Source organism: Herbaspirillum lusitanum (assembly GCF_026127345.1).
GTDB classification, from domain to species: domain Bacteria; phylum Pseudomonadota; class Gammaproteobacteria; order Burkholderiales; family Burkholderiaceae_D; genus Herbaspirillum; species Herbaspirillum lusitanum.
Genome location: NZ_QXFG01000016.1, coordinates 97,787 through 113,367 on the forward strand (window position 1 = coordinate 97,787; position 15,581 = coordinate 113,367).

General features: G+C 64.7%; 12 protein-coding genes. 6 read left to right on the forward strand and 6 right to left on the reverse strand.

The window, feature by feature from the left end; all coding sequences use genetic code 11:
* Nucleotides 1–310: 310 nt before the first annotated feature.
* The gene (locus tag DXT88_RS21240; RefSeq protein WP_265215939.1) at nt 311–1,681 is read left to right on the forward strand and encodes an iron-containing redox enzyme family protein; all 1,371 of its coding nucleotides are present in this window, start codon (nt 311–313) and stop codon (nt 1,679–1,681) included.
* Nucleotides 1,682–1,687: 6 nt separating this feature from the next.
* On the opposite strand, the gene pdeM is transcribed toward DXT88_RS21240, so the two are convergent.
* From pdeM to DXT88_RS21260, 4 genes are read right to left on the reverse strand one after another with little or no spacing between them, the layout of a single operon-like run.
* On the reverse strand, nt 1,688–2,371 hold the full coding sequence (gene pdeM / locus DXT88_RS21245; protein WP_016835341.1) for a ligase-associated DNA damage response endonuclease PdeM: 684 nt from the start codon (nt 2,369–2,371) through the stop codon (nt 1,688–1,690).
* On the reverse strand, nt 2,368–4,935 hold the full coding sequence (locus DXT88_RS21250) for a ligase-associated DNA damage response DEXH box helicase (RefSeq protein ID WP_265215940.1): 2,568 nt from the start codon (nt 4,933–4,935) through the stop codon (nt 2,368–2,370). Before DXT88_RS21250 ends, pdeM begins: the two co-directional genes overlap by 4 nt.
* Nucleotides 4,916–6,586: an ATP-dependent DNA ligase gene (locus tag DXT88_RS21255; RefSeq protein ID WP_265215941.1), complete on the reverse strand. Its 1,671-nt coding sequence runs from the start codon at nt 6,584–6,586 to the stop codon at nt 4,916–4,918. The genes DXT88_RS21250 and DXT88_RS21255 overlap by 20 nt, the downstream gene beginning before the upstream one ends.
* Nucleotides 6,579–7,634 (reverse strand): ligase-associated DNA damage response exonuclease, encoded by a 1,056-nt coding sequence (locus DXT88_RS21260; RefSeq protein ID WP_265215942.1) that lies wholly within the window; start codon nt 7,632–7,634, stop codon nt 6,579–6,581. Before DXT88_RS21260 ends, DXT88_RS21255 begins: the two co-directional genes overlap by 8 nt.
* Before the next feature lie 202 nt (nt 7,635–7,836).
* On the opposite strand from DXT88_RS21260, the gene DXT88_RS21265 reads away from it, so the two are divergent.
* Together DXT88_RS21265 and DXT88_RS21270 are read left to right on the forward strand one after the other, a co-directional pair.
* Entirely contained in the window at nt 7,837–8,877 is a 1,041-nt protein-coding gene (locus DXT88_RS21265; RefSeq protein WP_265215943.1) for a hypothetical protein, read from the forward strand.
* A 306-nt stretch (nt 8,878–9,183) separates the two neighbouring features.
* Nucleotides 9,184–10,122 (forward strand): serine hydrolase domain-containing protein, encoded by a 939-nt coding sequence (locus DXT88_RS21270; protein WP_265215944.1) that lies wholly within the window; start codon nt 9,184–9,186, stop codon nt 10,120–10,122.
* On the opposite strand, the gene pdxR is transcribed toward DXT88_RS21270, so the two are convergent.
* Complete coding sequence (gene pdxR / locus DXT88_RS21275) at nt 10,100–11,545, reverse strand: MocR-like pyridoxine biosynthesis transcription factor PdxR (RefSeq protein WP_265215945.1); 1,446 nt, start codon at nt 11,543–11,545, stop codon at nt 10,100–10,102. The genes DXT88_RS21270 and pdxR overlap by 23 nt on opposite strands.
* 335 nt (nt 11,546–11,880) lie before the next feature.
* Between pdxR and DXT88_RS21280 the strand changes: the two genes are divergently transcribed.
* Complete coding sequence (locus tag DXT88_RS21280) at nt 11,881–12,939, forward strand: helix-turn-helix domain-containing protein (protein ID WP_265215946.1); 1,059 nt, start codon at nt 11,881–11,883, stop codon at nt 12,937–12,939.
* Between the two features lie 35 nt (nt 12,940–12,974).
* Here the strand turns inward: DXT88_RS21280 and DXT88_RS21285 are convergent, their stop codons facing one another.
* A complete protein-coding gene (locus tag DXT88_RS21285) occupies nt 12,975–13,721 on the reverse strand; it encodes a CDP-diacylglycerol diphosphatase (protein WP_265215947.1) in 747 nt (248 codons plus the stop codon).
* 174 nt (nt 13,722–13,895) lie between these two features.
* Here DXT88_RS21285 and DXT88_RS21290 point away from each other — a divergent pair, with 174 nt between their 5' ends.
* Entirely contained in the window at nt 13,896–14,738 is an 843-nt protein-coding gene (locus DXT88_RS21290) for an aldo/keto reductase (protein WP_265215948.1), read from the forward strand.
* Nucleotides 14,739–14,827: 89 nt separating this feature from the next.
* Complete coding sequence (locus DXT88_RS21295) at nt 14,828–15,559, forward strand: 2OG-Fe(II) oxygenase (protein ID WP_265215949.1); 732 nt, start codon at nt 14,828–14,830, stop codon at nt 15,557–15,559.
* Nucleotides 15,560–15,581: the final 22 nt, after the last annotated feature.

Genomic DNA, 15,581 nt, shown 5'->3' on the forward strand with positions numbered 1-15,581 from the left:
TGAGGGCAACCAGGCCGGCGGCAATCGCCACGGACGCCTTCGAATGATGTCGACTATCCATGATGTTCTCCTGAAGGGCAGCGCGACGCCGCAGGTGATGAAACGAGCGTCTGCACTTTCACGATAGTCCGTACTTACCATCCCGTCAGTCGGTGCATCGCTGGTATTGCCGTAAGACCAGTACGTCAATGGTCTGCACGGATGACGTCGCTATCAGGTCTCGTCCGACTTCAAACTGCGTCATCGGCCTATTACCTCAGACGGCGCGCTGCGCGAAGATGAAACTTGTTCCTTTTTGCACCGAGGCATCATGGCTTCCACCGCAACAAATTTTATTTCCCTTACTGCACACGCACAAAACGAAGCGGCGCACGCGTCCGCCTCGGTCCTCTACCGCGCGTTGTCGGTGCCGAAACCCTCACGCAAGGCGCGTGAAGACGGCACCCGCTATCTGCAGGCGCAACTGGCGCAGGCGCGGGACTTGCCGTGCGACATGCCGGCGTCGCCCGACGACCTCCACGCTTGGGTGAACGAACGTGTAACCCACGTCGGCGAGCAATACGCGGCCTACCTGGCGGCGCGCAAGGATGGCGCGCCGCGCCGCTATTTCGCCACACGCTCGCACGCGCTCAACTTCATTCGCGCCGTGGCGCCGACCAAGCTGGTCGATGGTTCATGGCTGTACGGCACGTTGCGGTATTGGGAAAATCCGGACTTCCATCCGCTGATCCTGACTTATCTGGAAGAACTCGGCGACGGCGACCCGGCCATGAACCACGTCACGCTCTACAAGAAGCTGCTGGCCACGCACGACTGCGATGACTGGCAAACGCTTTCTGACGAACATTTCGTGCAGGGCGCCATTCAGCTGGCGCTGGGTTATCAGACCGAACGCTTCCTGCCGGAAGTAATCGGCTACAACCTCGGCTACGAGCAGCTGCCGCTGCATCTGCTGATCAGCGCGTACGAACTCAACGAACTCGGCATTGATCCGTATTACTTCACCCTGCACGTGACCATCGACAACGCCGCCACCGGCCATGCGCACAAGGCGGCACAGGCGGTCGCGGACATCGTCGCGCAGCAGGATGATCCGGCCGGATTCTATCGCCGCGTGCGCGACGGTTATCGTCTCAATGATCTCGGCATGAGCACCACCTCCGTGATTGCCGACTTCGATCCCGAGCGTGCACTGGTTGCCGTCTTGCAGGAGAAGACGGCAGTCGGCCGCAACATGCATTCGGACTATTGCCGCTTTGCCGGCAAGACGGTCAACGAATGGCTGGACAACCCTGAAGACGCCGGTCGCTTCTTGTCCGAGCTGGAACGCGCGGGATGGATCAGGCGCGGCAGCGATCCTGAAGAGAGCCGCTTCTGGCGACTCATCAACGGCGCCGGCGCGGAGATGTTCGGCGTCTTCAGCCCGCGCGAGCAACAGCTGTTGCACGACTGGATCACGCGCGCCGACGGCAACAACCGCGGCATGACTTTCCGCGCGGCTGCCCGGGTACGTGCGACCCGTGAGGCTGTAATCGGTCGCACCGGCATGCATCTTGTCGGCGCGGACAACACAACCAGCAACGATCCGGCAGCGCTGATCACTGCACTGTCACCCGGTGCACATCACTCGGCGCAAGGCCTGCAGGCGACCCGCAAGTTCAGCGCCGTACTGCGCGGCTGATCTTCCTCAAACCGGTCGGGGATAAGGAAAAACGCGGTCATCGGTGCAGACGAACAATTGTTCGTCCTGCTTTCCGCGTACTTCATGACCGCCGGTGAACGCACCGAATGCCGGCAGCGTCGCCTGTACCGCGCCAAAGACGAAACACGGCAGCCGCAGCGAATCGCGTCCCACCGCCAACCGCACGACGGGATGGATATGCCCCGCCAGCACATACGTTCCCATCCGTTCTTGCGGATGGTGACACAGCGCCAGCGGCCCGACCTGCCACGGTTCATCGACGACCTCCACCTTCAGCTGCGACGGCGGATCGCCGGCGTGGCGATCATGATTGCCGCGCACCAGCGTCAGTTGCATGCCGGGGTGACTCTCGCGCCAGCGCTGCACCGCCAGCAAGGTGGCTGGCGCGCGCGCAGTTCTGGCATGCAGGAAATCGCCGAGGAACACGATGTGGCTGACCGCATGCGCGGCGATCAGGGAATCCAGCGCATCCAGGTTGGCACGCGTGGTGCCGTGCGGCACCGGGATGCCGCCGGCACGAAACGCGGCCGCCTTGCCGAAATGGATGTCCGCCACGATCAGCATCTTGCGTGCGCGCCACAGCAAGGCGCGTTGCGGCAACAGGCGCAGTCGTTCGCCGAGCAGGGTGATGTCCAGCGCGCCGCTATCGGATGGTTTGTCCGCTGTCATCGCGCCGCCGCCTTTTCCAGTTCCTGCAGCATGCGCGCCACGCGGTCGCTGAGTTTTTCGGTCGACAACTTTTCACGAAAGCGTTCCACCATCAGCGGGAACCCGAACGGCGTCGCTCGCGTGATGCTGCATACCTGCAGGCTGCGGCCGCGCAATTCTTCCAGCGTCTCGCGCAGGCGCTGCAACTCCAGTTCCTGCTCCAGTACTTCGGTCTGCGCCTGCGTCAGCAACAGATTGCCGGCGTCGTGCTTGCGGAAGACCTCAAAGAACAGGCTGGCCGATGCCTGAAGTTGACGCGTGCTCTTCGGCTGCCCGGGAAAACCCTGGAACACCAGGCCGGAGATGCGCGCGATTTCCCGAAAGCGGCGCTGCGTCAGTTCGGTGGCGTTAAGGCTGGCGATCACGTCTTCCAGCAAATGCGCGGACGAGAACAAAGCGCCGCCCATATCGGAAGCGGGAAATATTTCAGCGAGGTCGACCGGCGCCGCGCCCAGCAATTCGAAACCGTAGTCGTTGACCGCAATCGAAAACGTCGCGGGCCGCCGTTGCGCCAGCCGATAGGAAATCAAAGCGGCCAGACCCACATGCACCAGCCGGCCGGCGAAGGGATAGAAGAACAGATGATGGCCTTCGCGGCTATGCAGATGCTCGACCACCAGCTTGCGTGCGGTAGGCAAGGCTGACCATTGCTGCTGCAACGCCAGCAAGGGCTGCACCGCCTGCATTTCCGGACCGGAATAGTCGTCGTGCGTGGCCTCTTCCAGACAATCGAGCACGGCGTGCGCCAGCGTCGACGACAGCGGCATGCGACCGCCCTGCCAACGCGGCACCGCGCCGGAACCGCTGGTGGCGCGGCGCACGTAGGCGGTCATTTCATGCACCCGTACGAACTCCAGCATGCGGCCACCGAACAGGAAACGATCGCCCGCACGCAGGCGCGCGATGAAGCCTTCCTCGATGGTGCCGATGCGCGCGCCGCGCAGGTATTGCACCTGCATGCTGGCGTCGGACACGATGGTGCCGATGCTCATGCGGTGACGCCGCGCGATCGCCGCATCCGGCACGCGATATACCCCGTCGGCATCGGGCACCACGCGTTGATATTCGGGATAGGCAATCAGGCTCTGGCCGCCGCGCGCGACGAAATCCAGCGCCCATTGCCACTGGTCGGGACGCAACGCGCGATACGAATAGGCGCTCCGCACTTCGTCGAACAATTCCTGAGAACGGAAGCCGCCGCCCAGCGCAATCGTCACCAGATGCTGGACCAGCACGTCGAGCGGCGTGTCCGGCACCGGGCGCTGCTCCACCTGGCCGGCAGCGACGGCGTGGCGCGCGCCGGCAGCTTCCAGCAACTCCAGCGTATTGGTCGGCACCAGCGTCACGCGCGACACGCGTCCCGGCGAGTGACCGCTGCGGCCGGCGCGTTGCAGCAGGCGTGCAACGCCGCGCGCGCTGCCGACCTGCAGCACCCGTTCGACCGGCGCGAAGTCGACGCCGAGGTCGAGGCTGGAAGTGCAGACCACCGCTTTCAGCTGGCCGTTCTTGATCGCCAGCTCCACCCATTCGCGCACCGCGCGGTCGAGCGAACCGTGATGCAGCGCGATCAGGCCGGCCCAGTCGGGACGCGCAGCAAGCAAGTTCTGATACCACAGCTCGGCCTGCGAACGCGTGTTGGTAAACACCAGCGTGCTGGCGTGGCGATCGATCTCTGCCGCCACCGCCGGCAGCATCTGCAGACCAAGATGGCCGGCCCAGGCGAAGCGCGACGGATGCGCCGGAATCAGCGTATCGACGACGATTTTCTTGCGCGTCTTGCTCTGCACCAGCACGCCGCGTCCTGCTCCCAGCAAGGCGTCCCTGGATTGCTGCAGATTGCCCAGCGTGGCCGACAATCCCCACACCATCAGCTCCGGCCGCCAGCGGCGCAGACGCGCCAGCGCCAGTTGCGTCTGCACGCCGCGCTTGCTGCCCATGAGCTCATGCCACTCGTCGACGATGATGGCGTCGAGCTTGCCGAAGCGCGCCGCCGCGTCGTCCTGGCTCAGCAACAGCGACAGGCTCTCGGGCGTGGTGATCAGCGTGCTGGGCAAACTGCGCAGCTGACGTGCGCGTTCGCTACCGGACGTGTCGCCGGTGCGGCTGCCGATAGTCCACGTCGGCAGCAAGGCGTTCAGCGGCGCTTCCAATGCGCGTGCGGTGTCGGCCGCGAGCGCACGCATCGGCGTGATCCAGAGGATGCGCAGGCCGGTCTGAGTGATCGCTTTGGATCGCTTTGCACCGCCGGCGGCAGGTGTGTCGGTCACGGGCAAGGGACCTGCTTGGGCTAGCGCCGGCACGGCGTGCTGCAAGGCCGCGAACCAGACCGCGTAGGTCTTGCCGGAGCCGGTGCTCGCATGCAGCAGGCCCGACTCGCCACGCACGGCGGCTTGCCAGGTGTCGCGCTGGAAGGCGAATATTTTCCAACCCTGCGCGGCGAACCAGCGCTCCACCGGCGTGCTGCGTGAAGTCCCTGCGGCGCGTGGGACATCGTCACCGGCGTCCTCAGTCCGTGCGCGCAGCATGGTGTCCCTCCGCTTCATTGAGCAAGGCTTGCAGGGTCGACAGGCTGTCGGCCTCCGCGATCGGCTTGTCGTCGCGAATGCGGAGAATGCGCGGGAAGCGCACTGCAATGCCGGCCTTGTGGCGCGGCGAGGCGGCGATGCCCTCGAAGCCGATTTCGAACACCATGCTCGGCTTGACGCTGCGCACCGGTCCGAACTTCTCGACAGTGCTGCTGCGGATGACGCGGTCGACGCGCGCGATCTCGGCGTCGGTCAATCCGGAATAGGCCTTGGCGAACGGCACCAGCCGGCGCTCCCCAGTCGCATCTTCGGCGTCCCACACCGCGAAGGTGTAGTCGGTGTACAGCGAAGCGCGCCGGCCGTGGCCGGCCTGCGCATAGATCAGCACGGCGTCGACCGAGTAGGGATCGATCTTCCACTTCCACCAGGTGCCAACGTTTTTGGTGCGGCCGATGCCGTAGTGCGCGGTTTTGGCCTTGAGCATCATTCCTTCGACACCGCGTGCGCGCGAGCTTTCGCGCAGCGTCGCCAATGCCGCCCAGTCAGCGGCTTCGGCAATGCCGATCACCGGAGCCAAAATCAGGACCGGGATATTTTCAGCGAGCTTTTCCAGCAGCGCGCGCCGCTCCTGCTGCGGCCTGCCGCGCAGATCTTTACCATCGAGTTCGAGCAGGTCGTAGACGATCAGCGTCGCCGGCAACTCGGCCAGCAGTTTGGCCCCCAGTGTCTTGCGGCCGATGCGCTTTTGCAGATCGGCGAACGGTGCGATCACGCTGCCGTTTCCTTCACTGCGCCTGATCACGATTTCACCGTCGAGGACCACGCCGTCCGGCAATGGTAGCTGCGCCAGTTCCGGAAAACGCTCGGTGATCAGCTCTTCACCGCGCGACCATAGCCAGCTGCGCCCCTCCCGATGCACCAGTTGGGCGCGGATGCCGTCGTATTTCCATTCGACCTGCCAGTCGCCGAGTTCGCCCAGCGTGGCCGGATCAGCCAGCAAGGGATGCGCCAGGAAGAAGGGATAGGGCTGGCCGCCGCGACGCTGGCGATCGGTCTCGGACGGCGGCGCGATCAGCTCGGAAAAACCGGCTGCAGTCGGCCGCGTGCTACGGTCGGTCCAGCCAACCAGGCGCTGCGCAATCGTCTTGGCATCGACCTCGGCAACCACGGCCAATGCGCGCGTGACCAGCAGTTTCGAGACGCCGACCCGGAAGCCGCCGCCGATCAGTTTGCTGAGCAGGAACCGGCCTTGCCAGTCGAGCATATCCCAGTACGAAAACAGCGCCGCACGGATGGTTTCGGCATCGGCGCCGCGCAAGGGCGCAATGCGCTCGGTCATCCATTGGTTCAGTCCGAGATCGTCGGCGCGCGTCGCCGGCGGCAGGATGTGGGCGATGGTTTCAGCCAGGTCGCCGACGGCCTGGTAGCACTCGTCGAACAGCCATTCGTCGAGCTGCGCATATTGCATCGCACAGTGGCGCAACAGCTTGGTCGGCACCGCCTGGCGCGGCTTGCCACCGGCCAGAAAATACACCGCCAATGCCGCATCGGCAGCGTCGGCGCGGCGGAAGTACGTTTGCAGCGCCTCCAGCTTGCGGTTGGTGGCGGTAGTGGCGTCGAGCTCGGCGTACAGGTGGGCGAAGTCACGCATGATCGGGCGGCCCTTCTGCTGACGCTGACGCTGACGCCGACGCCTCCTTATCGTTTTCAACTTCTTCCTCGCCGCCATATTCGGTATCGAAGGCGCCGGCATCGAGGCCGTTCTGTTGCAGCCAGCGCACCATGATGGGAATCTGGCCGTGCGTGACGATGATGCGCGCTGCGCCGCTGGCGGCAATGGCGCTGAGCAGTCCGGGCCAGTCGGCGTGATCGGACAGGATGAAACCGCGATCGACGCCGCGCCGCCGGCGCGATCCGCGCAGGCGCATCCAGCCGCTGGCGAAGGCGTCGCTATAGTCGCCGAAGCGGCGCATCCACGGCGACCCGGCGGCCGACGGCGGCGCCAGCACCAGCGCCTGGCGCAACACGGCTTTGTCCTCGACGTCGCCCACCGCCAGCGTCGGCGGCAAGGCCACGCCGGCTTCGCGGTAGAGCGCGTTAAGCGGCGTCACGGCGCCGTGGCAGACGATGCTGCCAATGGTCGGATCAAGCCCGTGCAGGATGCGCTGGGCCTTGCCGAAGGCGTAGCAGAACAGCACGCTGGTGCGCCCTTCGGCGGCATTGCGACGCCACCAGGCGTTGATGTCGTCGAAGATTTCCGCCTGCGGCTGCCAGCGATAGATCGGCATGCCGAAGGTCGATTCGGTGATGAAGGTGTCGCAGCGCACGCTCTCGAACGGCGCACAGGTGCCGTCCCGTTCCAGCTTGTAATCGCCCGAGGCGACCCAGACTTCGCCGCGGTGTTCCATGCGCAGCTGGGCCGAGCCGAGCACGTGGCCGGCCGGGTGGAGCGACAGCGCGACACCGTTATGGGTAATCGACTCGCCGTAGCGCAAGGCGTCAAGACGAATCTCGCCGAGGCGCGCGCGCAGGATGCCGGCGCCGTCGGCGGTCGCCAGATAGTGGCCATGGCCGGTGCGGGCGTGGTCGGCGTGGGCGTGCGTGATCACCGCCCGATCCACCGGACGCCACGGATCGATATGGAAGTCGCCGGGGACGCAATACAGGCCTTCCTTCCGCACCACGACCATGTCGCTCATGCCACTCCGTAAAAGGATGTTGGAAACCTCTACTGTAAGCAGGACGCAACACCGGCGCTGTCAGCGGAAGTCCGCTTGTGGCGTCGGCCACCCTCCGGTCTGCCGCAAATCCTACGAAAGGTGCCGGGATCGTCCTATGGCTGGCGGCCGCCGCGCTGGTTACATTTGTTCTGGTGACAAGAACGCTCTCGAGGAGAAAAACATGATCAATAGTGGCCTGCATGCACATGCAGTTGGTGGGGACGACAGCGTCGCGTCCGGCGTCTCGTGGGGAGCGATCCTCGCGGGTGCGTTCGCCGCAGCGGCGTTGTCCTTCATCCTGGTGATCCTCGGCTTCGGCCTGGGATTTTCTTCGGTCTCGCCTTGGTCCGGCAACGGTCTCAGCGCGCAGACCATCGGCTGGTCGACGGTGGCGTGGATTACCTTCACGCAAATCGCCGCATCGGCCATCGGTGGTTACATGGCCGGACGCTTGCGCGTGAAATGGGCCAGCGTACACACTGATGAAGTGTATTTCCGCGACACCGCGCACGGCTTCCTGGCCTGGGCAGTGGCATCGCTGGCGACAGCGGCGCTACTCAGCACAGCCATCGGCAACGTGATCTCGAGCGGCGCCAAAGTGGCAGGCTCGGCCGGCGCCGCAGTAGCAGCCGCCGGCACTACCGCTGCTGCCGGTAGCGTTGCAGCAGCGGATGGCAATACTGCCGATGCCGTGTCGGGCTACTTCATCGACACGCTGTTCCGCGCTCCTGCAACTGGTGCACCGGCAACAGCGGATGCAGCTCCGGTTGCGCCGCTTGCCAACGGTGCTCCCGACAGCCCGCCGCTGGCGCCTGCACAACGCAACGAAGTGACGCGCATCTTCGCCAATGCGCTGCGCACCGGCGCGCTGCCGGCCGGCGACAAGACCTATGTTGCGCAAGTGATCGCCAAGCGTAGCGGCATCAGCCAGGCCGATGCGGAAAAACGCGTCGACGACACCTATGCCGCTTACAAGAAGGCCATCGACGACGCTACCACCAAGGCCAAGGAAGCTGCCGATACGGCTCGCAAGGCGGCAGCCTACGGTTCGCTGTGGATGTTCGTGGCGCTGCTGTGCGGTGCGTTCATCGCCAGCCTGGCGGCAACTTTCGGCGGTCGTCTGCGTGACCGTAAGGACCGTGTGGTGTACACGGCGGTGGAACCTGCCGTCGGCGAACGCGACACCCTGCGCGACACCCACGAATCCGTTACTTTGACCTAAGGAGATCAGCATGGGAGCCATACTGCTTTGGTTGTTGGGAATTCCGATTCCCGTCATCCTCCTCATCATACTGCTGATGCATTGACTCAGCCGCCCACCGCGGCTTGAAAAGAAAAGCCGCGCCTGTCACAGGGCGTGGCTTTTTTACTGTAGTTACCTCACCATTACATGAGCAGCCGGCCCCGCAGCGATTCGAACGCCGCGCTTCATATCACTGCTTCCGCGAATTGCGAAATGACCTGAAACAGGCCGACCACTGGTTCTGGCAACCCGCGCTATCCGGACCATTTCGCATAAAATGCGCACATGAGCATAGCGCCCCTCTCTTCGCCTCCTTCTCCTCCTGCGTCCGAACACACCGCCATCGCCATCGTCCGCGACGGCCAACTGGTGCGCGGCGACCTGCAAGCATCGCCGGCGCCGTGGTGGAGTTTCACCAAGACCGTGTTGGCCGCCGCAGCCATGTCATTGGTCTGCGACGGCAAACTCACGCTGGACGCGCCGCTGCCCGGCAAGCCCTACACGCTGCGGCAACTGCTGCGCCACGGCGCAGGCGTGCCAAACTATTCCGAACTGGGGAGTTACGCGCAGGCGGTGGCACGCGGCGATGCGCCGTGGCCGGCCGAAGAGATGCTGGCGCGCACCGATGCCGACACGCTGCTGTTCGCGCCTGATGCGGGATGGCGCTATTCGAATACCGGTTATTTTCTGGTGCGTCGCCTGGTCGAAAACGCCACCGGCCTCAGCTTGCAGCACGCGCTCGACCAATTGGTGCTGACGCCGCTCGGCATTCACAACGTAATGCTCGCGCAAACGCCGGACGATCTTGCGATGTCGGTCTGGGGCAATGCCCGCGGCTACCATCCGCAGTGGGTCTATCACGGCCTGCTGCTGGGTGCGCCTGCGGCGGCTGCCTTGCTGCTGGATCGTTTGCTGACGACGGATTTCCTGCCGCCGGCGTTGCTGGCGGAGATGCTGCGAAAAACGCCGCTCGGCGAGAGCCTGCCGGGACGCCCGGCGCGCAACTTCGGCTATGGCGCAGGATTGATGATATCGGACGGCGCCGTCGGCCATACCGGCGCCGGGCCGGGCAGCGTGTCGGCGGTGTATCGCTATGCCGATACGGCTTGCACCGTGGCCGCCTTTGCACCGACGAATGATCAGGCAGTGGTTGAATGGGCGGCCTGCAAGCTCGCAACCGGCAGCGAAAGCCAGTCCTGCCTCAGCCTTCCATCGCCTTTTTAAGCTTCAGCGCCAGCCGCTTCGCCATCGCCGCGTCCGCCACGTTGGCGAAACCGAGCAGCAGGCCGCGCTGCGGTTCGTTGTCGAGATACCAGCTCGACAACGACTTGATGCCGAAACCCGCGGCACGGGCGCGCTCCGCCAGCAGCACGTCGTCTTCATGCGCTGCCAGTCCGGCGACGATGTGCAATCCGCCCGGCTGCAGTTCGATCTGCAGCCGGTTGCCGAAAACCTGCTCCAAGGCGCGTACGAAGACGGCGCGACGTTCGGCGTACAGCAGGCGCATGCGCTTGAGGTGGCGCGAAAAATGTCCCTGCGCAATGAAGTCGGCGACGCCGGCCTGGAACAGATACGGACAGCCGGCGTTGAGGCTGGCGCACACGGCCTGGAAACGCTGCACCGCGCCGAGCGGAACGACCACGTAGGACAACCGCAGACCCGGGAACATGACTTTGCTGAAGGTGCCGCAATAAATCACGCGATCGGCACGATCCAGGCTTTTGAGCGCTGGCAGCGGCCGCCCTTGGTAGCGGAATTCGCTGTCATAGTCGTCTTCGATGATCCAGCTGCCGGCCTTGCCGGCCCATTCCAGCAAGGCCATGCGCCGCTCCAGCGACAAGGTCACGCCGAGCGGACTCTGGTGCGACGGCGTCACCAGCGCAAAGCGTGCATCGGGCGCACGCCGCACTCCCTCTTCCACCATCAGGCCATGTCCGTCCACCGGCACCGGCGCCAGTTTTGCGCCGGCATTGCGCAGGAACAGCTGCGCCTGCAAATAGCCGGGATCCTCGAACCAGAACACGTCATCCGGCGCCGCCAGGCTGCGCAGCACCAGTTCCAGCGTGGCGCGATAGCCGGCGGTGACGAACACCTGCCCCGGCAGGCAGGCCACGCCGCGCGACAAGCCGAGGTAGGTGGCGATGCGTTCGCGCAGCGGGCCGTAGCCGGCCGGATCGGGATAGGCCATGGTGAGCGGCTCGCCGGTGCGCAGGCGATGGCCGGCGATGCGGTTCCAGACCTTGCGCGGGAAAGCGTCGAGCGCGGGCAAGCCGAGCTTGAGCGGCTCCGGCTCGCGGCCATGATGTTCGCCCGGCGTCGGCGCCGGCGCGCCGGCGGCGGCCACGGCAAAGCGTCCCGGCGTGTCGGCGACCGCGACGGGCGTCGGCAAGGCCGGCGACACCACCGTGCCGGCGGCCCCGCGCACCTGCAGGTAACCCTCGTCGGTGAGGATGCGGTAGGCGGTTTCGACCGTACCGCGCGCCAGATTCAGTTCCGTCGCCAGCGCACGCACCGCCGGCACACGCTGGCCGGCGCGCAGATGGCCCTGGGCGATCGCGGTCTTGAAGCGCCGGCAGATCTGCAGGTAGATCGGCAATTGCAGCGTGCGGTCAACGCTGAGTTCCAAAGGAGCGGGAGCGGTTTTCATGGACCAGTCATTTGTACGTTTTTGAAGTAGTACGGGAAGACAAGATAGTCGCATACTGCGCGCCGGCGGGCCACGGGTACGGCGGGATTGTGAGGACTTTTCCGAAGAAAATCATCCGTTTGAATGTTGGTCGAACTCAACAAAATACGATGCAGCAATCATTTTTCTTTGCAGCAAGAACAGGATTGTTTAGAGTAGCTGCATTGCACCAATTCGCCCCTTCACTGCGTCCCTATCGATCTTTACCGCCCGGCAATGATTCCATCCCCAGCAGCCGCTCGCACCGGCCGGCTTTCCTTTCCGGCGTTGACATGCGCCGGCGCCGGACGACGTTCATGATGCGCGAACATCAGGGCTTGGCCAGTCGCATCATCGCGGCGCGCGGCAGGATGTCTTTGCCGGCTGAAGATGCAGGAATGCCGCTGTTCACCCATCATCATTTCAGCGTCTCGCAGCAACCGATCATGCTGCAGGCGCAGGCCTGGAGCGAACGCGTCAGCGGCCTGCTCGACACGCCAATGTCGCGAACCCAGCGCCAGCAAAGCTTCGCCGGCGAGATGGATTCGTATGTCTTCAAGGACATGATCTATCTCGACTGCCGCACCGACCCGCTGGCGCAGTCGCGCACGCTGGCCAAAATCTCGTGCGACAACGTGCGCGACTTCGTCTTCCATGTCGCCGTGGAAGGCGTCATGGAAACCCTCACCGACAGCCGTCGCGAACGCAAGTCGACGCAATTCGTGCCCGGCATCCTGGCGCTGGACATGGGCCAGCCGATGCGCATGCTGCGTCCGACCTATGCACACGTGCTGGCCTTCTTCCTGCCGCGCGCCATGGTCGAAGCGGAAATCGCCGATGCCGATGCGCTGCACGGCCAGGTGCTGGCCTACACGTCGCCGCTGACGCGCCTGCTGCTGGCGCATCTGGTGGCGCTGAGCCGGGATCTGCGCGGCATGTCGGCGACGGCGGCGGAAGAAGCCATCCGCGTCTGCGTCGACCTGCTGCTGGCCGCGTTCGGCAAGCAGCAGCGCCTTACCAGCAGCGCCCGCGCCGCCGCCCAGTCGGTGTTGCGCAGCCAGATCCAGCGCCACGTCCAGAGTCGCCTGTATAGCAAAGATCTGACGCCGGAAAACGTGCTGCGCGCCTTTGATCTGTCGCGCCCGACCTTGTATCGCATGTTTGAAAACGAAGGCGGCCTCGGCACCTATATCCGCAATTGCCGCCTGCGCGAAGCCGCCGAAGAACTGGTCAGCATGCGCCGCACCGCGGTGATGGAAATCGCTTACGGCCTGGGCTTCGGCAGCGCCTCCGACTTCACGCGCGCGTTCCGCCGCGCCTACGGCATGACGCCGCAGGATTTCCGCGCGCTCGGGCTGGATTTGCGCCGAACCTGACCAACCGAGGCAACTGAAGCAATGAAGCAACTGACTTAGCGAGCGATCGCGCAGTCGTGGTCGAGCAGGACTTCAGCGCTGCCGAATTCCCCGCGGTCGAAATTGACCGGCATGTTGATCAGATAAAAACCCTCGGCGCCGCCATCGAAACGCGCTCCCGTCAGCAACAGCGACTGCGCGCCCATGGCGTTGGCGGCATGCTCGCTGCGCGCGGCAGCCAGCTTGAACGGGTCCTGTGACTGCAAGGCGTCCGCTTCCAGCCGCATGACCCAATAGCGATGCCCCTCGAGCATGAAAGGCATCCATTTCCCCAAGGGATCGTGCCGATGCGCGCGCAACAAACCCGGCACGTCGCGGCGCATGCAATCGATATGGATATGCAGTTGCAACTGGCTGCGCGCCGCGGCGGAATTGATTTCGAGGCCGACCTGCGACGGCTCCAGCGGCCGCCCCAGCGCAGCACCGACGCGGCCGCGCTGCTCCCACGCATGACGCCAGTAATTGGGCCATTGCGCCTGCTGCAGTTCACGACTTTCGATGCCGCTCAGGCGCACGGTCGGGATCAGCAGATACTGGGCCGCGCCGACCAGGTCCTTGAGGATCACGAAGCCGCTTTCACGATCCACCATTGCGCACGGCGCCGGATCGCCGGCAGCGAGGCTGTTGGGCAGGCATTTTTCGTTCGCGATCTGCCACAGTGCATCGGGGTTGGCGGCGTGTGCCGGAACGGCGATGGCAAACAGCAGAAACGGCAGAGCGAACAGCGGGAAAAAGAGGCGCATGGGTAGTTGACGTTGGGTTCGGAAGATTAAGCTTAAGCCGCGAATATGTCGGCGTCGTTACGGCCGGACCGCGGCGCCATCCAGCGATCATAATCGTTCTCCGCGCACGGCGTTGGCAAGCACGCGCCGCCTGCGCTACATTGGAGCTTTCCCTGCCAGCACGACGGAGCCGCCATGAAACCCATCCCGACCATTCCCCTCAACAACGGCGACCGCGTTCCCGCGCTCGGCCAAGGCACCTGGAACATGGGCGAGTCGGCCGCGCGCGCCGCCGATGAGGTGCGCGCGCTGCAGCACGGCATCGAGCTCGGCATGACGCTGATCGACACCGCCGAAATGTACGGCGACGGCGGCGCCGAAAAGGTGGTCGGCAAGGCCATCGCCGGCCGTCGCGACGAGGTCTACCTGGTCAGCAAGGTGCTGCCCTTCAACGCCTCGCGCGCCGGCACGGTCAAGGCTTGCGAAGCCAGCCTGAAACGCCTGCGGGTGGAACGCATCGATCTCTACCTGCTGCACTGGCGCGGCACGCATCCGTTTGCCGCCACCATCGAGGCCATGGAAACGCTGATCGATCAGGGCAAGATCGGCGCCTGGGGCGTCAGCAATCTCGACCTCGACGACATGCAGGAATTGCTCGAGCAGGACAATGGCCATCATGTGCAGGTCAACCAGGTCTTGTACAACTTGTCGCGGCGCGGCATCGAGTTCGACCTGCGTCCCTTCGCCGTCGAGCAGAATATCGCCCTCATGGCCTATTCGCCGATCGAACAGGGACGCATCCTCAAGGACGCCGCGCTGGTCGCGGTCGCCGAACGCCATGGCGTCACGCCGGCGCAGGTTGCGCTGGCGTGGACGTTGCGCCATCCGGGCATGATCTCGATTCCCAAGGCATCAACGGTGCAGCACGTGCAGGACAATCGCGCCTGCCTGGACGTGACGCTCGACGCGACCGATCTGGCCGGACTCGACCGGGCTTTTGCGCCGCCGAAGAAACGCCGCCCATTGGAAATGCTCTAGCCGAATTCAAAAGCAAGCACCGGAGTGCCGCCGCCGCACCGCCTTCTTACACTGAGTCCATATCGATTCGCAGGCGAGAGGATGAAGTAATGAATACCGTGGCAAACCACAGCAATTCCGTCGTCCGACGCGCCGCTGCGCTGGACTGGCAGGACATCGCCACCGAGCTCAATGAATACGGCTGCGCGCGCCTGCCCGGCTTGCTGCAGGAGCAGGAGTGCGAGGCGCTGATTGCCGACTATGCGCGCGATGAACTCTATCGCAGCCGCGTGATAATGGCGCGCCATGGTTTCGGTCGCGGCGAATACAAGTACTACAGCTATCCGCTGCCGGAACTGATCGGCGCATTGCGCAGCGCCTTCTACGCGCGCCTGGCGCCGCAGGCCAACCGCTGGAACGAGGCGATGGGCATCGACGTACGCTATCCCGCCGCGCATGACGACTTCCTCGCGCGCTGCCATGCAGCCGGACAGCTGCGGCCGACGCCACTGATCCTCAAATATGAAAGCGGCGACTACAACTGCCTGCACCAGGACTTGTACGGCGAACACGTGTTCCCGATCCAGATGGCGATCCTGCTGTCGGCGCCGGGGCGCGATTTCAGCGGCGGCGAATTCGTCATGACGGAACAGCGCCCGCGCATGCAGTCGCGCGCGGAAGTGGTTCCATTGCGCCAGGGCGACGCCTTGCTGTTCGCAGTCAATGAGCGGCCGGTGGCCGGCACGCGCGGCTACTATCGCGTCAAGATGCGCCATGGCGTGAGCCGCCTGCGTTCCGGCCATCGCTATACGGCGGGTGTGATTTTCCACGACGCGCTGTAGGCGCATAAAAAAAGCGCCTCCG

What these genes read in the sequence shown, in the direction of transcription:
- DXT88_RS21285 (WP_265215947.1), bottom strand. Translation starts at nt 13,721, where the DNA reads ATGCGCCTCTTTTTCCCGCTGTTCGCTCTGCCGTTTCTGCTGTTTGCC.
- DXT88_RS21260 (WP_265215942.1), bottom strand. Translation starts at nt 7,634, where the DNA reads ATGAGCGACATGGTCGTGGTGCGGAAGGAAGGCCTGTATTGCGTCCCC.
- DXT88_RS21255 (WP_265215941.1), bottom strand. Translation starts at nt 6,586, where the DNA reads ATGCGTGACTTCGCCCACCTGTACGCCGAGCTCGACGCCACTACCGCC.
- pdeM (WP_016835341.1), bottom strand. Translation starts at nt 2,371, where the DNA reads ATGACAGCGGACAAACCATCCGATAGCGGCGCGCTGGACATCACCCTG.
- DXT88_RS21240 (WP_265215939.1), top strand. Translation starts at nt 311, where the DNA reads ATGGCTTCCACCGCAACAAATTTTATTTCCCTTACTGCACACGCACAA.
- DXT88_RS21265 (WP_265215943.1), top strand. Translation starts at nt 7,837, where the DNA reads ATGATCAATAGTGGCCTGCATGCACATGCAGTTGGTGGGGACGACAGC.
- DXT88_RS21295 (WP_265215949.1), top strand. Translation starts at nt 14,828, where the DNA reads ATGAATACCGTGGCAAACCACAGCAATTCCGTCGTCCGACGCGCCGCT.
- DXT88_RS21270 (WP_265215944.1), top strand. Translation starts at nt 9,184, where the DNA reads ATGAGCATAGCGCCCCTCTCTTCGCCTCCTTCTCCTCCTGCGTCCGAA.
- DXT88_RS21290 (WP_265215948.1), top strand. Translation starts at nt 13,896, where the DNA reads ATGAAACCCATCCCGACCATTCCCCTCAACAACGGCGACCGCGTTCCC.
- DXT88_RS21280 (WP_265215946.1), top strand. Translation starts at nt 11,881, where the DNA reads ATGATGCGCGAACATCAGGGCTTGGCCAGTCGCATCATCGCGGCGCGC.
- pdxR (WP_265215945.1), bottom strand. Translation starts at nt 11,545, where the DNA reads ATGAAAACCGCTCCCGCTCCTTTGGAACTCAGCGTTGACCGCACGCTG.
- DXT88_RS21250 (WP_265215940.1), bottom strand. Translation starts at nt 4,935, where the DNA reads ATGCTGCGCGCACGGACTGAGGACGCCGGTGACGATGTCCCACGCGCC.